We start from the raw sequence: 19463 nt of genomic DNA on the forward strand, positions 1-19463 counted from the left end.
GATAATGGTTAAAATTGTAGCCAAAAACAAAAGTGCTCAGTGCCTGACGCATACGGACTGATTCAGCCAGTAAAAACAGTACCACTCTTTGCAAGAACCCGAGCGTCAGCCCAATTTACCACTATTAACCTCAACCACTTATCGGCAGATGAGGTTAAGCGCGCAACGCTGGAGATGGATAAGCTAATCCTCGCGTACGCACTTTTCTATTGGCTAAATTCTGGAAATTGATCCAGAACAGCTTTTTTTATCATTAATGTTTCTGAAGTCACTTTACTTAAATTTAACGCTTATTTTGTCGGTCTGATTTTAGGTTTGAAACTGTCACCGTCTCGCTATTGATAATTTCCTCTTAACTTTAGACGCCCTGCGCGGGAATTTCACCCCCCGCGCAGAGAAAGTCTTTGTTACACAACGTGAACCTGAAGCGCGTGCTGGATCAGCACGTCCCCGAGCGTGTTGGTCGAAGCCAGCGCCGAGTTGTGATAAACGTCATAAACCTGCCCGTCTACCGTGCGCTGCGCGGTGGTTGCCCAGACGCCGCCATCTCCGTTGGCCAGCGTGACCTGGTCTCCTGTCACCCCTTTAATCACCAAATCGTTGCTCTGACTGTCGGTGATATTCAGCGCCTCGTTGAGATCCAGCTTAATGCTGTTGGTACCGCTGCTGCCCAGGTTGATCACTTCGATATGCTCGACCTTCAGCCCCAGCGAGGTGAGATCCAGCGTCATATTTTCCCCGTTCAGCACCAGCGTATCGGTGCCTGCTCCTCCGTCGATGTGCGTAAAGTTGGTGGTATTCAGCGTGATAGTATCGTCGCCGGTTCCGCCGGTAACGGAAGCGCCCTCTGCGGTGTGGCCATCCGCGAAGGCGATCACCAGGCCGCCGATGGTGTAGCCGCTGTCATCCGACGTTGCCGCAGTGGCGGTGGTGGTGGTGTCGTCCGTCGTCGTTGTTGAGTCAGAAGTGGTACTGGCAACGGTTGACGAATCCGTGTCGCTGGTTTCCGAGGTTGTCGCCACCCGTGCGGCCGTCGCTGCCTGCGCCGTCGTGGTATCGCTGTTATCAGCGGCGGCCACCGCGGTTGCATCATCTGCTGCAACTGCCAACAGGGTGGTCGCGGCCACGGCCGAGGTCGTCGTTGTTGGCAACAGTGAACCCAGTAACAGCGTCGTGCTGGTGTTCGCCGGGTTACCCGCCACGTCTACGGCCGTTACGGTGACAATTGAGTTAAGGCTTAAGGTGGTTAACAGCCCACCGGTAAATTTGGTGCTGTAACGCCCTAACGCATCCAGCGTTGCGGTTTGCGTGGTGCCATTTAGCGTAACGTTGACGGTGGTGCCCTGTGCCAGATTTAGCGTGCCGCCGGAGATCGTCAGTCCGTTGACCAGCACGCTGACCAGGCTCAGCACCGGATCGACACCCACAATCGGCAGGTTATTGGTTTTCGCTGTAAAGGTATTACTGCCGGTCGAGGTGTTACCGACCGTATCAGTGACCGTTGCATTAATGGTGTAGCTGCCGTCAGCAAGAGATCGCAGCGTGGCGGAAGGGATGGTAATACTCCATGCCCCGTTGCTGCCTACCGTGGTGGTATAAACATTGCCCGCCACGTTAACCGAAACCGTGCTGCCTACCGCGTTGGTGGAGGTACCGCTGATGGTTTCCGCAACGTTGGCTTCGCTAAGGTTCAGGTAGTGATCGCCGCCGAATACCGTGCTGTTGGTGATTGCAACCGTCGGCAGCGTATGGGTTTTAATCACCACCGTATCGGTGCCAGAACCGGTATTGCCGACGTAGTTCGTTACGCTGGCCGTCACGGTGCTGGTGCCATCGGCCAGCGCCGCCAGCGTGGCAGCCGGTACGGAAACGCTCCAGGTCCCGTTAGCACCCACCGTCGTCGTTAACGTCGCCGTTCCCACCCGCACGGTAAGGATTGAACCTTCCGCATTGGTGGTTGTGCCGTTGATGGTTTGAGCCGCGGTTGCATCCACTGCATTCAGCAGGCCATCGCCAAAGATGCTGGAGATGGTGACGGATGGCGGAGTCTGAGCAATATTGATCAGCGTGCCGGTGTTGGTTGCCGTGTTGCCATAAAGACTGTCCGTCACCGAAGCGTTTACCGTCAGCACGGTATTTGGCAGCGCGCTCAAATCAGCTTTAGGTACGTTCAGCGTCCAGCCGCCGCTGCTGTTCACCGTGGCGGTGTAAGTGACGTTATTCAGCGTCACGGTCACGATTGAACCCGCCGCCACGTTCCTGGCGGTACCGCTAATGGTCTGCACGGTGCTGAGGTCGTTGGCGCTGAGCACGCTGTCACCGAACACGGTATTCACCGTCAGCGTTGGTGTGGTGTGAATACCCACTTTTAACCCAGCGCTTGTGCTGGCAACGTTACCTACCGCATCGGTGACCGAGACGCTGGCCGTCAGGTTGCCGTCCAGCAGGGTGCTAAGAATAGCCGGGGAAACCTGCGCACTATAGGCACCGTTTTGGCCGACAACTGCCGTTACCGTGGTATTTCCCAGCGCAATGGTGACGGTTGAGCCCGCAGCGACGTTGGTTGCCGTACCGGAGATCGTCTGCGTTACCAGCGATTCAGCCAGGTTAAGCACGCCGTCGCCAAACAGCGGATTCAGCGTTACCGCAGGCAGCGTATGCACACCCACGATTGCCCCCGCCGTGGCGCTGCTGGTGTTACCCGCCGCATCCGTAACGCTGACGCCCACCGTCAGATTGCCATCCGCCAGTCCTTTAAGGATGGCCGGGGTTAGCGCCACGCTAAACGCGCCGTTCGCGGCCGTGGTCGTTACAAACTGTGTACCGGCTACGGTGACAACCACACGAGAACCGGCTTCTGCCCCGGTGATCGTCCCGGTAACGTTTTGCCCCAGCGCGGCATCCGCCAGATTCAGCAAGCCGTCGCCAAACAGCTGGGCAATACTGACCACCGGTGCCGTGAGTTTCGTCAGCAGCGCACTCGACGCGGTAGCGGTGTTGCCTGCCGCATCCGTTACGCTCGCGCCTACGGTCAGATTACCGTCGGTCAGCGTGCTGAGAATGGCTGGTGTGACGGTCGCGGTGAAGGTGCCGTTTTGTCCAACGGTCGCCTGGACACTGGCATTGCCCAGCGTCAGGGTGACAATACTGCCTGCCGCCACGTTATTGACCGTGCCGCTAATGGTCTGATTAACCAGCGCATCTGCAACGTTCAGGATGCCATCGCCAAAGATTGGGCTGAGGGTAATCGTTGGCTGAGCGGTAAAGATGCCGAGCGTGGTTGAGGTGGAAGAAACGTTCCCTGCCGGATCCACAACGGTAACGCCCAGCGTCTGGTTGCCGGTGGTTAGTGCGGCCAGATCCAGTGCCGGAACGCTGATGCTCCATGCACCGCCCGCCTGCAACGTGGTCTGATAAGACTTGCTGCCCAGCGTCACGGTCACGGTTGAGCCGGTTGTACCGTTAATGGTGCCGCCGATGGTTTGCGCTACTGCCGCTTCAGCAATGTTCAGCAGGTTGTCGCCGCCAAACAGGCCGGTAATCGCGTTAATCACCGGTGCTTCCAGGATAGCCGTAACCGTTTCACCGACGGTGCGGGTATTGCCCGCCGCATCGGTCAGCACCAGATTCAGCGAGGTATTGCCATCGCTTAACAAGCCCAGCAGGCTTGGCGGCACCACCAGCGCAAAACGGCCATCCTGACCCACTGCGGCGCTAACGGTCGTTCCACCCAGCGTCAGCGAGACGGTTGCCCCAACGCCTGCCGAGCTGGCCACGCCGGTAATCGTCTGCGCAACTGCGGTATCCGCCGCATTCAGGAAGCCATCGCCAAAGACCGTATCCACCACCAGATTCAGCGCAGCGTTAACCACCTTATTCACCGTTAACGTCGCATCGGTGGCGTTGCCCGCAGCATCACTGACGCGCAGGCCAAACACCAGAGCACCATCCGTCAGGCTGCCTAACACTTCAGGCGTCAGATCCAGACTAAAGGTGCCATCGGCATTGACTATCGCCGTGGCGATTGGCGAACTGTCGCCGACATACAGGCCGATAGTCTGTCCTTCCGCGCCCGATGCCGTACCGGTTAACACCTGGGTTGTCAGGATATCCGTCGCGTTCAGCAGGTTGTCACCCAGGAGCGCATCCACCTGAATCAGCGGCGCGCCGGTATCAACCGTGAAGTCGTGCGTCGTGGTGCCCACGTTGCCTGCCGCATCGGTCAGGGTCGCGCTAATGGTCTGGCCGGACTGTGCCAGCGCCTGCAAATCGCCTGCGCCAACGGTGGTAGACCAGCTGCCGTCGCCCTGCACGAACGCCGTGTAGGTTTTCGCATTCAGCGTGACGGTCACTGCCCTGCCCGCTTCGCTGACCGAGGCGGTACCGGTGATGGTTTGCGAGGTGGCCGCTTCACTGTTGTTCAGCACATCGTCACCGGCAAAGGTGTTGACGGTGACGGTTGGCACAATGCGATCCACCAGTACCTGACTGGAGGAGGTGAGCGTCGTGCCCTGATCGGTGGTCAGGGTTGCCGTGACCGTTGCCGTGCCTTCCGCAATATTCGCCGTGGTGTTAGGAACGGTAATGGTCCAGATGCCGTCAGCGGTGACAACGGCAGATGTTGCCGCTTGCGCCACACCATTAATGGTCACCGCTACGGTGCCCGTTACCGCGCCGCCGGTGGTCGGCAGATTGGCGAAGGTCCCGCTCACCGTTAGCGTCGCGCCGTCAGTGCTGTTAACAACGTTGTCGCCAGAAATTGGATTCAGCGAGAGCAGCGGCGTCGGAGGTGGGGTGAGATCGACAGTTACGTCGGTGGTAGCCGTACCGGCATTGCCCGCAATATCAGCGATCGAGGCGGTAATAGTACCGGTATCGCCTGTCGTCCCGAGCTGCGCCAGCTGCACTGGCGTCAGGTTCACTGACCAGCTGCCGTCAGCCGCTACCACGCCCTCAACGGATGCGGTACCTATCGTTACCGTGACGATCTGTCCTTCACTGGCTCCGGTTGATGTCCCGGTCAGCAGCTGCGTGGTGAGACTTTCAGCGTAATCCAGCGCATTATCTCCGGTGAACGGATCGATGTTAACCACTGGCGCAATCGTATCAACCGTGAAGCTGCCCGCTACCGTTGCCGAGTTACCTGCCGCATCGGTCGCCACAACCGTGACGTTCTGCAATCCTTCGCCCAGCGCGTTGAGCTGCGCCGTATTGAGATCCAGCGTCCATGCGCCGTTGGTGGCAACCGTTGCCGGATAGTTAGTGGCTCCGATGGTGACGATGACGGTCTGTCCATCGCCCGCCACGCCAGTGGTTCCCGTTAGCGCAGCGCCTGCTGCCACATCGTCACCGTTCATATAGCTGTTATCGAACGGCACGGCCAGCGCAGGGACTGGCGGCGTCAGCAGAGAGGTGAAATCCAGACTGCTGGTATTGGTGTTACCTGCGGCATCGATGACCGTCACGTTAACGCTGTGCGCGCCATCGTCGAGGCTATTTAACGCGCCGGCAGGCAGCGGCACCGCCCAGGTTCCGTCTGCCGCAACCGTTCCGGTATAGACAATACCGTCCAGGTCAATTTGCAGCTGAACGCCCTGGTTCGCGCCGGTAACGCCGGTTGTCCCGGTCAGGGTAATCGCCGCGCCCGCCTCGGCAATATTCAGGAAGCCGTCGGTAAACAGCGGTCCGTCAACGGTAGGCTGTGGCAGCGTCAGCAAGGCATTGAAATCAAGGGTGGCCGTACTGGCATTGCCCGCGCTGTCCGTGGCGGTAACGGCAAAGGTATGGGTGCCATCGCTCAGTGCCGTTAGCTGGTCAGTGGTCAGATCCAGCGTCCAGTTACCGTTGGCATTAACCGTTGCCGTTAGCGGTGCGCCGCCATCAATAGTCACCGCTACCGTTTGACCGGCACCGGTGATGCCGGTGTTGCCGCTAACCGTCTGGGTGATGGCTGCTTCCGCCACGTTGAGCTGGCCATCGCCAAAGGGCAGATCGATGGTGGTGGCAGGCAGCGTATTTACCGCGACAACCAGATTATCGGTAGCCGAGGCCACATTGCCGACGGCATCCGTTACCGTAACGGTAATCGGCAAGGTGCCGTCCGGCAGCGTAGTCAGCGTGCCCGCCGGTAAATCGAGACTCCATGCGCCGGTGGCAGGATCAACCACTGGCGTATAGGCCGTGCCGTTAATGTCCACGGTGACAGTTTGTGCGCCGGTAATGCCGGTGGTGCCATCCAGCGTGCCGCCCGCGGCTGCTTCTGCCGCATTCAGTACGCCATCGGTAAATGGCTGAACCAGCGTTGGATCAGGCAGTCCGGTGACGATGGCGGTATAGACCAGCGAATCGGTGCTGGTATTACCCGCGCGGTCGGCAACGTTAACCGTAATAGTATGGTCGCCGTTGCCCAGCGTTGCGGCCAGCGTTGGCGTTAGCGTAGCGCTCCAGACACCGCTTTCGTCTACGGTGGCCGTAATGTCGTTACCGTCAATGTTTAGCGTAACCGTCTGGCCCGCTCCGGTAATCCCCGTATTGCCGTTGATAAGCTGATCGACACCCGCTTCGGTGGCATTCAACAGCCCATCAACAAATGGCGTTGCGATGGTAATGGCCGGCAGCGGCGCAACCAGCAGTTCGATACTGCCGCTGGCACTGGCCGGGTTTCCGGCTGCATCGGTGGTGGTAATGGCAAGCTGATAAGCGCCGTCTCCCAGACCGGTCAACGAACCTGCCGGGATGGTTGTGCTCCAGGTGCCGTCCGCGTTTACCACACCGGCAAAAGTCAGCCCTTCAACGGTAACGGTAATGGCCGTGCCTTCAGCAAGGTTGGTCGCGCTACCGGTCAGAATCTGATCGGCTCCTGCTTCTGCCGCGTTGACCAGACCATCGGTAAACGGCGTATCCAGCGTCAGCGTTGGCAGAGCATTGATGGCCACACCCAGGCTGAGGTCACTGGTGGCGGTATTGCCGCTGGCATCCGTTACCGCGACGGTTAGCGGTGTCTGCCCGTCCGCCAGCGCCAGCAAATCGCCGCTGTCGATGGTCAGACTCCATGTCCCGTCGGCGGCTGCCGTCGCGGAATAGGTTTTGTTGTTCAACGTGACGGTAACAGGCAGTCCGGCGTCGGTAGTGCCGCTGACCACCAGCCCGGCTTCCGCTTCAGAAACGTTCAGCACGTTGTCGACACCGGCGCTGGTAGCGACACTCAGCACTGGCAGCACCGTATCGACGGTGAAATCAACGGTAGAGGTGGCGACGTTGCCCGCCACGTCATTCCCGCTGGCCGTTACGGTGTTGGTTCCCTGCGACAACGCCTGCACATCAGCCGCCGGAACGGTCGTGGTCCAGTTGCCATCGGCATCTACTGTTGCCACATAGGCATTCCCATTCATCGTGACCGTGACGGTATCGCCAGCAGGAATACGCTGGCTGGTTCCGCTAATTTGCAGATCGTCCTGCGCTTCCTGATTATTGACGACGTCATCGCTGGTAATCGGATTGATAGTGATGGCAGGCAGATCGGCGGCCTGAGCAATGACGGTAATTTGGCTGGTAACGCTCGCCGGATTACCCGCCGCATCGGCAACTGCGGCACTGATATTCTGTGCGCCATCAGGCAGCGTGGCGAGGTCAGCAGCCGGGATTGTCGCGCTCCATGTTCCATCTGCCTGCACCAGTGTCGTGTACGTCAGGCTGTTGAGAGTCACCGTGACGGTCTGTCCCTCAGTGACGTTCGTGACATTACCCGTGACGATCAGATCCTGTCCGGCTTCGATCTGATTAATGTAGTTATCGCCCGTTACGGCATCCAGCGTAATCACTGGCAAACTTGCCGCAGCAGCATCAACGGTGACCGTCAGATCCTGAGTCGAGACGTTACCTGCGCTGTCGGTCAGGCTCACGGTGACCGGATAAGCGCCATCCGCCAGCCCCTGCACCACGTTGGACGGCAGATTGATCAGCCAACTGCCGTCGTTCTGCACCGTCTGCTGATAGGCGGTACCGTTAAAGGTGACAGTCACCAGCTGGCCCACTTCGCTCAGCGAAGCGGTGCCGCCAATGGTGACCGGCTGTAAGCTTTCTGCCGCGTTGATGATGTTGTCGCCCGCGACCGGATCGACAGTTAGCGTTGGTGCCGTGTAGTCAACGGTAATCGACGTGGAGGCCGTGCCGGTGTTGCCCTGCGCATCCGCAGCGGTTACGGTCACGGTCTGAATGCCTTCGCCAAGCGCTTGCAGCGTTGCGGCTGTCACCGGTAGCGTCCAGCCGCCGTTCGCATCCACGGCGGCCGAATAATCAATGCCGCCAATATTCACCGTGACCGTCTGGCCTGCCCCTGTCGCACCGGTGGTGCCGCTCAGCGTTTGGTCGGCCTGCGCTTCTGCGGTGTTCAGATAGTTATTGGTAAACGGCGTATCCAGCGTTGGCTGTAGCGACACGGTCGACAACGTAATATCCGATGTTGCCGTGGTACTATTCCCTGCGGCATCGCTGAGGGTCGCCGTCAACGGATACGTTCCGTCGACGGCTGTCTGCAACAGGCCCGCCGGGAGCTGAAGCGTCCAGCTGCCGTCTGCGGCAATCGCCGTGGTGTAGTTTTGTCCGGCAAGCGAAACGGTAACCAGCTGGCCCGCTTCCGCATCGGTGCTGGTGCCGCTAACGGTGATTTCCGCTGCGGCTTCACCCGCATTCACTATGCCATCGCCCGCGATGGTGTTCAGCGTCACGGTTGGCGCAACGGTATCCACGATGACCGGCACGCCCAGCACATTGGTATTGCCCGCCGCATCCGCGACCGTAACCTGCAACGTGTTGCCGCCCTGCGGTAATGCCTGGAGATCGGCGGCCGGAACGCTAACGCTCCAGTTGCCGTTTGCGTCAACCACGCCGGTATAGGTAATGCCACCGACGACGACCGTCACAATCTGCCCATCGCCGGTCAAACCGGTGGTGCCGGTCAGCGTTTGCGCGGTTGCCGCTTCGCTGCCGTTCAGTACGCCGTCATTAAACGGTGCGTCGGCAGTGGCCAGAGGCAATTGATTAACCTGCACATTAAGCGTGCCATCGCTGATGATTGTCGTGCCGCCAGCGTCCGTCACCGCAACGGTTAGCGTCGCCGCGCCATCCGGCAGGCCTGCCAGAGAAGAGGCTGGAATAATGGCGTTCCAGGTACCGTCTGCGCCCACTGCACCGGTAAAGGTCTGCCCGTTAAAGGTGACAGTGACCGGCGTGCCCTGTGCAATATTCACGGTTGTGCCGGTGACGATTAACGCATCCTGTGCTTCGACCGCATTCAGATAACCATCGGTGCTGAGCGGATCGATACTGATACCGGTCGCGCCTGCATCAACGGTGATGTCGCGAGTGGTGGTCACCGGATTGCCTGCCGCATCCGCCACGGAAATGCTGAAGGTCGAGGTTCCATCTTCCAGTGCAGCGAGCGCTGTAGAAGGAATAGCGACCCGCCACGCCCCGCTCGCCAGCACGCGGGTAAAGTAAGCCACGCCGTTGAGCGTTACCGTCAGCTGTTGGCCCGCTTCAACATTAGTGGTGGTACCCGTCAGGTATTGCGTAGTTTGCTGCTCGGCACCATTGATCGTATCGTCGCTGGCAAACGGATCGACGCTGATAGTTGGCAAGCCAGCCGCGCTGGCCTTGACCGTCAGCGGCGACTCAACCGTCGTGCTGTTGCCTGCCGGATCGGTCGCGGTGGTATTCACCACGTAATCGCCATCCGCCAGGTTCGCCAAATCGGCAGCCGGAATGGTCAACGTCCACTGGCCGTCACCCCCAACCGTAGCGGTGTAATTCACGCCATTGAGTGAGACGACAATCGCGGAATCCGCTTCACCCGTCCCGCTAAGGGGCAGATCGCTGCCCTGTTCAGCCGCATTGAGGGTGTTGTCTCCGGCAATATCCGCCACCGTGACAGCCGGTGGCAGCGTATCAACGCTGAGCGTCAGATCCGAGGTCGACGTATTGCCAGCCGCATCGCTGACCGTGACCAGGGCCGTGGTGTCGCCCTGCGGCAGAGATTGCAGCACGCTGGCTGGCAGCACCAGGCTCCAGTTGCCGTCGCCATCCACCGTCCCGGTGTAGGTCTGACCGTTAATCACCACGCTCACGGCTTGTCCATCGCCCGTGACGCCCGTGGTGCCGGTCAGCGTCTGTGCCGTCGCCGCTTCGTCAGCATTCAGGGTTCCGTCAGTGAATGGCGTTGCTGCAACGGCCGTTGGCAGTGTGGCAATGGCAACATTGAGCGTCGCGTCGCTGGTCACCGTATTATCACCGGCGTCTGTGGCACTGACGGTCACTGTCTGCACGCCATCAGGTAATGCCGCGAGATCCACTGCCGGAACCACCAGGCTCCAGGCGCCGTTTTGAATCGTCGCGGTGTAATCTACGCCGTTCAGCGTGACCGTCACGGTATTCCCTTCCGGCAGATTCGACGCGGTGCCACTGAGGGTTAAATCGCTTTGCGCTTCAATGGCATTGAGATAGCCATCTTCGCTGATCGGATCGAGTGCGATAGCACTCAAATCGGTGTTGACATCAAAACTTCCCGATACCGTGGCCGGATTGCCTGCCGCATCGCCTACGGAAACCACATAGCTTTGCGTACTGCCGGAAGGCAGGTTAACCAGGTCCGCTGCCGGAACAGTAATGCTCCATGCGCCGCTGGCCTGTACCGTGCCGATATAGGTCACGCCATTCAGCGTCACGCTAACCAGCTGGCCTGGCTGTACGTTAGTGGTGGTTCCGCTAAGCTCCTGATTAACTTGCTGTTCTGCACCATCAAGAATATTGTTGCCCGCAAAGTTATCCACCGTCAGCACCGGCAGCGTGTTGGCGTCCGCCACCACGGTGAGCGTACTGTCCTGCGTGGTGGTATTGCCCGCCGCATCCGTTGCCGTCACGGTGAGCGTATAGTCGCCGTTGGTTAACGCCAGCAGATCGGCCGTTGGAATTGCCACGGACCACTGCCCGTTGGCGGCGGCAGTGGCAGTGTAGTCAACGCCTTCCAGCGTGACGGTAATCGCCGCGCCGTTTTCAGCCGTACCGCTAACCGTCAGTGGCTGCGACTGCTCTTCGGCATTGAGGATATTATCGCCGCTCAGTGGGTTGACCGTGAGCAGCGGTGCGGTGAGATCGACCGCCAGCGTGCTGCTTTGCGTAGCGGTATTGCCCGCCGGATCGGTGACGGTAACGTTAAGCGGATAGCTCCCGTTGGTCAGCGCGATTAACGCCGTATCCGGCACGGTGACTGTCCAGTTGCCGTCGGCATCGACAGTCGCGGTGTAGACGGAGCCGTTAAGCGTGACGCGCACGCTGTCGCCTGCCGTACCTGTCCCGGTAATATCCAGAGGCTGCCCTTGTTCGGCCGTATTCAGGAAGCTATCGCCGGAAACTGCCGCAACGGTAAAGGTTGGCAGAGCGGTATCAAGCGTGATGGTCGCCGGTACGGTAATCGCGCCGCCCGTTGCTGGCGTTGCGGTCACCGAGACCAGATAATCGCCATCGGCCAGACCGTCCAGTGCGCTGGCCGGGATCGCAGCGGTCCACAACCCGTTTGCGCCGACTGTCGCCGGATAGCTTGTGCCGTTGAACGTTACCACCACGGCGGTCGTCGCATCCGGCACGCTGCCCGTGACGTTAAAGCCCTGCACCGCTTCGGTCGCGTTAACAATATCATCGCCCGCCACGGTGTTGACGATCAGCCCGACATCAATCGCGGTATCCAGTACAACGGTTGTATCCTGGCTGGCGGTGTTGCCCGCCGCCGAAGTGGCCGACACGGTGACGGTGTTGTCGCCTTCAGTCAGGTTGGTCAGCGTGGTAGCCGGCACGCTTACCGTCCACACGCCATCTGCACCAACGGTGGCATTAAAGGTATCGCCTCCCAGCGTAACGGCAATGGTATCGCCTGCGGTGCCTGTACCGGTAACATCAACGCCCTGACCCTGTTCAGCCAGATCGATGATGTTGTCCGTCGCAATCGGATCCACGGTAAAGGTTGGCGTTGCGGTATCCACCGACAGCGGCAGGTTCTGCGTAGTGGTATTGCCGAAGGCGTCCGTGACGCTCAGCTGCAACGCGTAAGGACCATCTGCCAGCGCCGCCAAATCCGCCGCCGGAACGGTGATTGTCCAGCTGCCGTCATCGTTGACGGTAGCGGAGTACTGTTCGCCATTCAGGGTGGCATTCACCGTATCGCCTGCCGTTCCTGTCCCACTGACTGTCAGTGGATTTCCCTGCTCATCAGCATTAATGATGCCGTCGCCGCCCGCCAGCGGATCGACCGTTAACGCAGGTAAGGTGGTGGCAACGGTGATGGTGGGGGCAGGCGTAATAGCAGAGGTGTTGCCCGCCACGTCAGTCACTGTCACCGTTACAGCGGATTGCCCCTGCGGTAGCGCCTGAAGAATGGCCGGAGAAAGATCGAGGCTCCACAGGCCGGAGCTGTTCACCGTGGCGGTGTAATCTGTGCCGCCAATATTGACCGTGACCGTTTGGCCATCGCCCGTTTGTCCGGTGGTGCCGTTCAGCGTTTGCGTAATGCCCGCTTCGTCGTTCGTCAGCGTGCCGTCAGTAAATGGCGTCTGAAGCGTTGGATCCGGCACGCGATCGATATACACGTCCAGCGTGCTTTCGCTGGTGACCACACCGCTGTTCGCCGTGACGCTGGCAGTGGCCGTTTGCGGCCCTTCCGCCAGCGCCTGCAAATCGGCCGCAGGCACCGTCACCGTCCAGCTGCCGTCTGCCGCCACTGTGCCGGTGTAGGTCTGGCCGCCGAGGGTAAAGGTAACGGTGCTGCCTTCGGCAACGTTGGTGGTTGTCCCTGTCACCGACAGATCGGTTTGCGCTTCCTGCGCGTTCAGATAACCATCGGCGCTTAATGGATCGAAGGCAACGCTGCTCAGCGTGTTATCGACGGTAAAGGCTTTATCAACGCTGCTGCTATTGCCTGCCACATCGGTCACGCTTACGGTGAGGGTTTGCGCACCATTCGCCAGTCCCGTTAGCGCGGCTGCCGGGATCGTCACCTGCCAGCCGCCGCCGGCAAGGATCGCGGTGGTGTAATCGACGCCATCCAGCGTCACGGTAATTTGCTGACCCACTTCAACGTTGGTCGTTGTACCGCTGATGATCTGGTCGGTTTGCTGTTCCGCACCGTCGACCACGTTGTTGTCGGTGACGTCGTTAACGTTAATTACCGGAACCGAGGTGCTAACGGTCAGCGGCGTGGTGGTCACCGTGGTGTTGCCAGCCTGATCGCTGGCCGTCACGTTTAGCGTATAGCTACCGTCCGCCAGACCATTAACCGCCGTATTAGGAACGGTCAGCGTCCACTGGCCGTTAGCCCCTACTACGGTGGTATAGGTGACGTTGTTTAAATCCACGCTAATGGTGCTGCCCGTCTCACCCGTGCCGCTCACCACCAGCGGCTGATTGCTCTCTGCCGCGTTAAGATAGCCGTCGCCGGAAACGGTGTTGACCGTCACCGCTGGCGGCGTCAGATCGACATCCAGCGTACGGATCACCGTACTGACGTTGCCCACGGCATCGGTGACGCTCACCGTCACGTTATAGCTGCCCTCAGCCAGATCCAGTAACGCCGCAGATGGGATATCAATGTTCCAGCTGCCGGTGCCCGTTACCGTGCCGGTATAGGTATTGCCATTGAGCTGTACGCTAACGGTATCGCCTTCCTCGCCGTTGCCGCTCACCGTCAGCGTTTGGTTTTGCTCAGCCAGATTCAGACGATTGTCCTGCGCGATCGCATCCAGCGTCAGGGTGGGTGTCAGCGTGTCGACGGTAAAGGTGGTCGTCAGGCTGGTGGCATTACCTGACGGATCGGTCACGCTGATATTCAGGTCATTGCTGCCCTGCGGCAATGCCTGAAGCACCGCATTCGGCAGTAATACTGACCAGTTACCGTCCGTATCTACCGTGCCGGTGTAGGTGATGCCGCCCAGCACCACGCTGACGGTCTGGCCGGTGCCCGTTACGCCCGTGTTGCCCGAAAGTGGCTGATCGCTGGTGGCTTCAATGCCGTTCAGTGAACCATCAACAAACGGCGGATTCAGCGTCAGGTTGAAATCAGGCGTAACTGCCGAATCCAGTGCCTGCGTGGTGGTAATGGTGTTGCCGTTGATATCAGTCGCGGTGGCGGTGATGGTCTGGCTGCCGTTAGCCAGGCCCGCTAATGCGCTGGCCGGTACGGTCACGCTCCAGCTGCCGTCGGCGTTGGCGGTTGTTTCATAATCCACGCTGTTGAAGCGCATCAGAATGCGCGCGCCAAACGCGACGAAACGGCTGCTACCAGAAATCACCAGCGGCGTTTGCGCTTCGGCTGCGCTCAACATATTGTCATTGCTGACAATGCCTATAGCGATGGCGCTAAAGGTGTTATCAACAGTAAAGGTGCTGCTCGTCGTGGCAGGATTCCCTGCCGTATCGCTGACCGCCACAGTATAGTTTTGTGCCCCGTTCGCCAGCGCGTAATAAGCGGTGGCCGGAACCTCGATACTGTAGCTGCCATCGCTCTGAACCGTGCCGGTATATTGCTGACCATTTAGCGTTAGCGTGACCGGCTGCCCGGCGGCGACGTTGGTAGTGGTGCCTGTGACCAGCTGGTTCAGTCCTTTTTCGGCACCGTCCAGCACGTTATCCCCCGCGAAGGCGGCTACGGTGATGGTCGGCTGGGAAGCGGCCTGCGCCACAACGGTGAGCGGCTGGAGCGTACTGCTGCTGTTTCCTGCCGGGTTAGTCACCTGCACGTTAACGCCGTAGGTGCCGTCGGTTAAGGCATTGACCGCATCGGCAGGAACCTCAACGCTCCAGTTTCCTGCTGCATCAGAAACGGTGTTATACGTGACGCCGTTCAGCGAAACGACCACGGCTGAACCCGCATCAGCCGTACCGGCAACGCTCAGCGCGGCGGCATGTTCGGCGGCGTTCAGATAACCGTCGCCCGAAACCGGCGCGACCGTCACTACCGGCGCAACAGTGCTGATGGTGATGGGGACCAGTGAACTGGTCTGGTTGCCTGCGGCATCCGTTGCGGTGACGGTAACATCATATTTTCCGTCCGGCAGCGATTGCAGCGTCGACGGAGAAATGTTCAGGCTCCAGTTACCGTTGTCATCAGCGCCCGTGAGATAGGTGACGCCATCCAGCACCACACTGACGGTGCTGCCTGCTTCTGCCGTCCCGCTCACTGCCAGCGGCTGGTTTTGCGTCTGGCTGTTAATGGTGCTGCCGTCGCCCACTGTTACTGCGTCCAGCGCTGGCGGAGCGGTATCCACCGTCACCGGCGTGGTACTGTTAACCGTGTTGCCAAGCGAGTCGGTGACGGTAACGATAATATCGCTGCTGCCGTTCGGCAGAGATTGCAGCACCTCTGGCAGTAACGTCAGGCTCCAGTCACCCGTGGTGGCATTAACGGTTGCCGGGTAATCGACTCCGCCAATATTGACCGTCACGGTCTGATCCGCTGCGGTGGTACCGCTGTTGCCACTTAACGTTTGCGGCGTCGCTGTTTCCGCTGCATTCAGGGCGCCATCGCCGAAAGGTGAGTTCAGGGTGATATCTGCCGGAGTCGGGAAAGTTGTACGGACAGCCAGCTGGCTTTCACTGGTCACAGGATTATTGCCTGCATCGGTACCGGTAACGGCCACGGTGTAGTTTCCGTTAGCCAGCCCCGTCAGCGCCGCAGCGGGTACCGTAACGGTCCAGGTGCCGTCGGCATTCACTACCGAGGTATAGTCAACACCGTTAAAGGTAACAGTGAGCGGCGTCGTTGCTGCCAGACCGGCGCTGCTCCCGCCGATCACCAGATCGGACTGCGCTTCAGTGGCGTTCAGCGCGTTATCGCCGCTGATGGGTCCGACGGCCAGCGTGGCAACGCTGTTGTCTACCGCCACGTCAAAACTGCCGGTCGTGTTGCTGGTATTTCCTGCTGCATCACTCACGGTAACGCTATAGCTTTGCGTGCCGTTAGCCAGCGCCGATAGCGTGGCCGCCGGTAAGAGAATGCTCCAGCCTCCTCCCGCTTCTACCGTGCCGGTAAAGGTCGAGCCGTCGGCCAGCGTTAAGGTGATTTCTCTGCCTGCCTGCACGTTAGTTGCCGTACCGGTTAGCGTTTGAGCAACGGTCACCTCTGCGCCGTTGAGAATACCATCAGCTGTTAACGCATTTACCGTAACAATCGGTTGGGTCGTGGCGAAGGTGACAGAAGAATAGATTTCGCTGCTGTTACCTGCCGCGTCAGTGGTGACCACGGTGACAACATAGGTGCCATCCGCAATGGCGGCTTTAATGTCATCGGTCAACGCGGCCGTCCATGCGCCGGTAGTTGGATCAACGGTGGCAGCAAGATCCACGCCGTCCAGGCGGACAACAACCGTATTGCCTGGCTGAGTGGTGCCGGTGAAGTTTAACGGCAGGTCAAATTCCCCGGCGTTAACGTAGCCATCGCCAGAAATGGTATCAACCGTCGCGGTCGGTGGCGTGGTGGCAATCGAAAGCGTGCTGGTTTGCGTATTGCTGTTGCCATAGCTGTCGGTGTTTGTCACGGTGACGGGGTAATCGCCGCTGGCAATCTGTTGCAGATCGGAGGCGGGAATATTCACGCTCCAGCTGCCGTCAGGATTGACCGTGGTGGTGTAGGTAATGCCATTCAGCGTAACGGCAATATTTTGACTGCCGTCACTGACACCGCTGATAGTGAGCGGTTGCGTAACGTCCGTTTGATTCAGCGGCGCATCCGGCAGCAGAACAGTTGATGCAGGCGCCACCGTGACAACGTTTACAGGTGTGGTCGAGGTGGTGCTGTTACCTGCCGGGTCGGTGACCACGACCGTGATATCAGTACTGCCCTGCGGTAAACCTTGCAGCGCTTCAGGCGGGATGGAAACGGTCCAGCTGCCGTCATTATTCACCGTACCGGTATAATCCGTGCCGCCAACCGTGGCAACAATCGTTTGTCCTGGCCCGGTAACGCCCGTGTTCCCGGCCAGCGTTTGCGCCGTACCCGCTTCGCTACTGTTTAATACCGCATCGCCAAACGGCACGTTCACATTGGCATTCGGCTGAATGGTGATGACCTCAAGCGCGCTGGCCGTACTGTTCTGTACCAACGTGCCATCGGCCAGCGTCGCAGTCGCAATGACTAAATTCGAACCCTGTGGCAAATCCTGGAGATCTGCCGCGGGAATGGTCGTGCTCCAGCTGCCATCATCGTTGACGGTGGTACTGTAAAGACGCCCATGCAGAGTTAACCGGATTACCGTCCCTGCCGGGATCCCGGTGGCAAAACCGGAAACAGTCAGATCGGACTGCGCTTCAGTGATATTCAGATAACCATCACCGCTGAGCTGATTAATACTAATGCTACTGAGATCGGAAGACTCGACGGTGAAATCGTGCGTCGCCGTTGCTGGCGTACCGGCAACGTTGGTCACGTCTGCGGTAATAGTGGCTGTTCCCGCCGCCAGCGCCTGTAAGGCCGTAGCCGGTACCGCGACGCTCCACGCACCGTTAGCATCAACGGTAGCGGTATAAGTGACGCCATTCAACGTCACGGTAACGGTTTGACCTTGCTCAACGTTGGTGGTGGTACCGCTGAGGGTCTGTTCCTGCAATTTCTCTGCGCCATCCAGCAGGTCGTCACCGGCAAAGGCGTCAATTGCGACTGTTGGAACACCGGCAGCCGCGACCGTAAAATCATGCGTAGTCGTGACCGTTGCGCCTGCGGCATCCGTTATGCTGGCATTGATTGTGGTTGTCCCCGCCGCCAGCGCCTGAAGTGCAGTAGCCGGCACCGATACGCTCCACGTACCATCTGCGCCCACGGTTGCGGTGTAAGTCTGACCGTTTAAGGTCACGGTAACGGTTTGCCCCTGTGGAACGTTGGCGGTTGCCCCGCTGATGGTCTGCGCCGCCTGCTGCTCGGTGGTATCCAGTACGTCATCGCCAGCAAAGGCGGCGATGGTAATGGCCGGGGTGCCTGCCAGTGCTTCCACCGTGAAGTTGTGTGTCGCATCTGCTGAGACGCCAGCGGTGTCCGTCACGGTCGCACCGATCGTTGAAGCGCCCGCCGCCAGCGCCTGAAGTGCTGTAGCCGGTACCGCTACGCTCCACGTACCATCTGCACCCACGGTTGCGGTGTAAGTCTGACCACCAAGGGTTACGGTAACGGTCTGGCCCTGCTGGACGTTGGTCGTCGTCCCGCTTACCGTTTGCGCCGTTTGCTGCTCGGCGGCATTCAGCACATCATCGCCCGCAAAAGCGGCAATCGCGATGGTCGGTACACCCGGTTGTACGGTACTCGCTTCCACCGCGATCGTGTCGCTGGTGGTCGCCGTGGTGCCTGCGTTATTGGTCACGCTCAGTGAAAGGGTATTGTTACCGGTTGGCAGCGCGGCCAGATCGGCTGCTGGAATGGTAACGTTCCAGGTGCCGTCTGCGGCAATGGTCGTGGTATACGTCACGCCATTGAGCACGATGGTGATGGTGTTACCGGCTTCCGTGCCCGTTGTCGTGCCGCTCAGCGTTTGAGCAACGCCTTTCTCTGCTGCCGAAACAATGTCATCACCGGCAAAGGTATTCACACCGATAGTTGGCGTGACCAGTGCGGTTCCGCCACCGCCGCCACCGCCGCCGCCACCGCCATTTGCCAGTGCACCGATGCCGAGGCCTGCCAGACCAAGCGCACCGATACCCGCAGCGGTGATAACACCCGTTCCCGCCCCGGTATCAGCAAGCAACAGCGGATCGAGTCCGCCCAGAGATTCATATTCCGGCGCGATCGCCATGGCCGTTTGCGCATCGGCAAACTCGCTGGTAACAGGGAATAACGCATGTTCAGGAGGATTTACGCCATCATCGAAAACCAGCTCGCTGTGGTCGCCATCGACGTCATCAAAGAAGAACTGCTGATAGCGGACGGTCTGGCCGTCGCGCATGTGAACAATAAGATCGTTACCCTGTCGCTCAAACTCGCTCACCATCGCCCGGGTGCCGTGAATTCTAACTACGCTGGGTTGATTGAGGAGAACCGTATTTGAGTTCCCTGCTGCGGCCTGTGAAAGGATTCTGCCATCGTCGCGAGAAAGAATATCCACGCTGCCGTCAGTAAGCTGAGCCATAGTAACCTCTTGTGCGCCAAAGTATGCATTAGTGTTTCGCGCGCAAAAGTGAAGAAAAACTTCAGGTTTGCGCACAAAGTAATGAATAGCCAGACCCGGTTAAGGGAGTGGTTTTTACCCGGTGCGTAAGCGATCCCAATGGGAGCTAATTTGTTAAAACAAGTTAAAAAACCAAACTGAATGGTTAATCTTTTTTAAATTTTTCTTTTCTGATAGTAAGAAATATCCGGATACATAACTTGATTAATATTTATCGAAAAGATAAAAAAAATTAATCATATGATGTAGCTTATAATTTATCGAATTACCAAA

1 protein-coding gene is annotated in these 19463 nt (G+C 59.1%); it reads right to left on the bottom strand.

The features are described from left to right. Nucleotides 1–407: 407 nt before the first annotated feature. Entirely contained in the window at nt 408–19151 is an 18744-nt protein-coding gene (locus tag EHV07_RS15640; protein ID WP_147198929.1) for an Ig-like domain-containing protein, read from the bottom strand. Between the last annotated feature and the right edge of the window lie 312 nt (nt 19152–19463).

The sequence above is a fragment of the Pantoea sp. CCBC3-3-1 genome (assembly GCF_007981265.1).
Classification (GTDB): domain Bacteria; phylum Pseudomonadota; class Gammaproteobacteria; order Enterobacterales; family Enterobacteriaceae; genus Erwinia.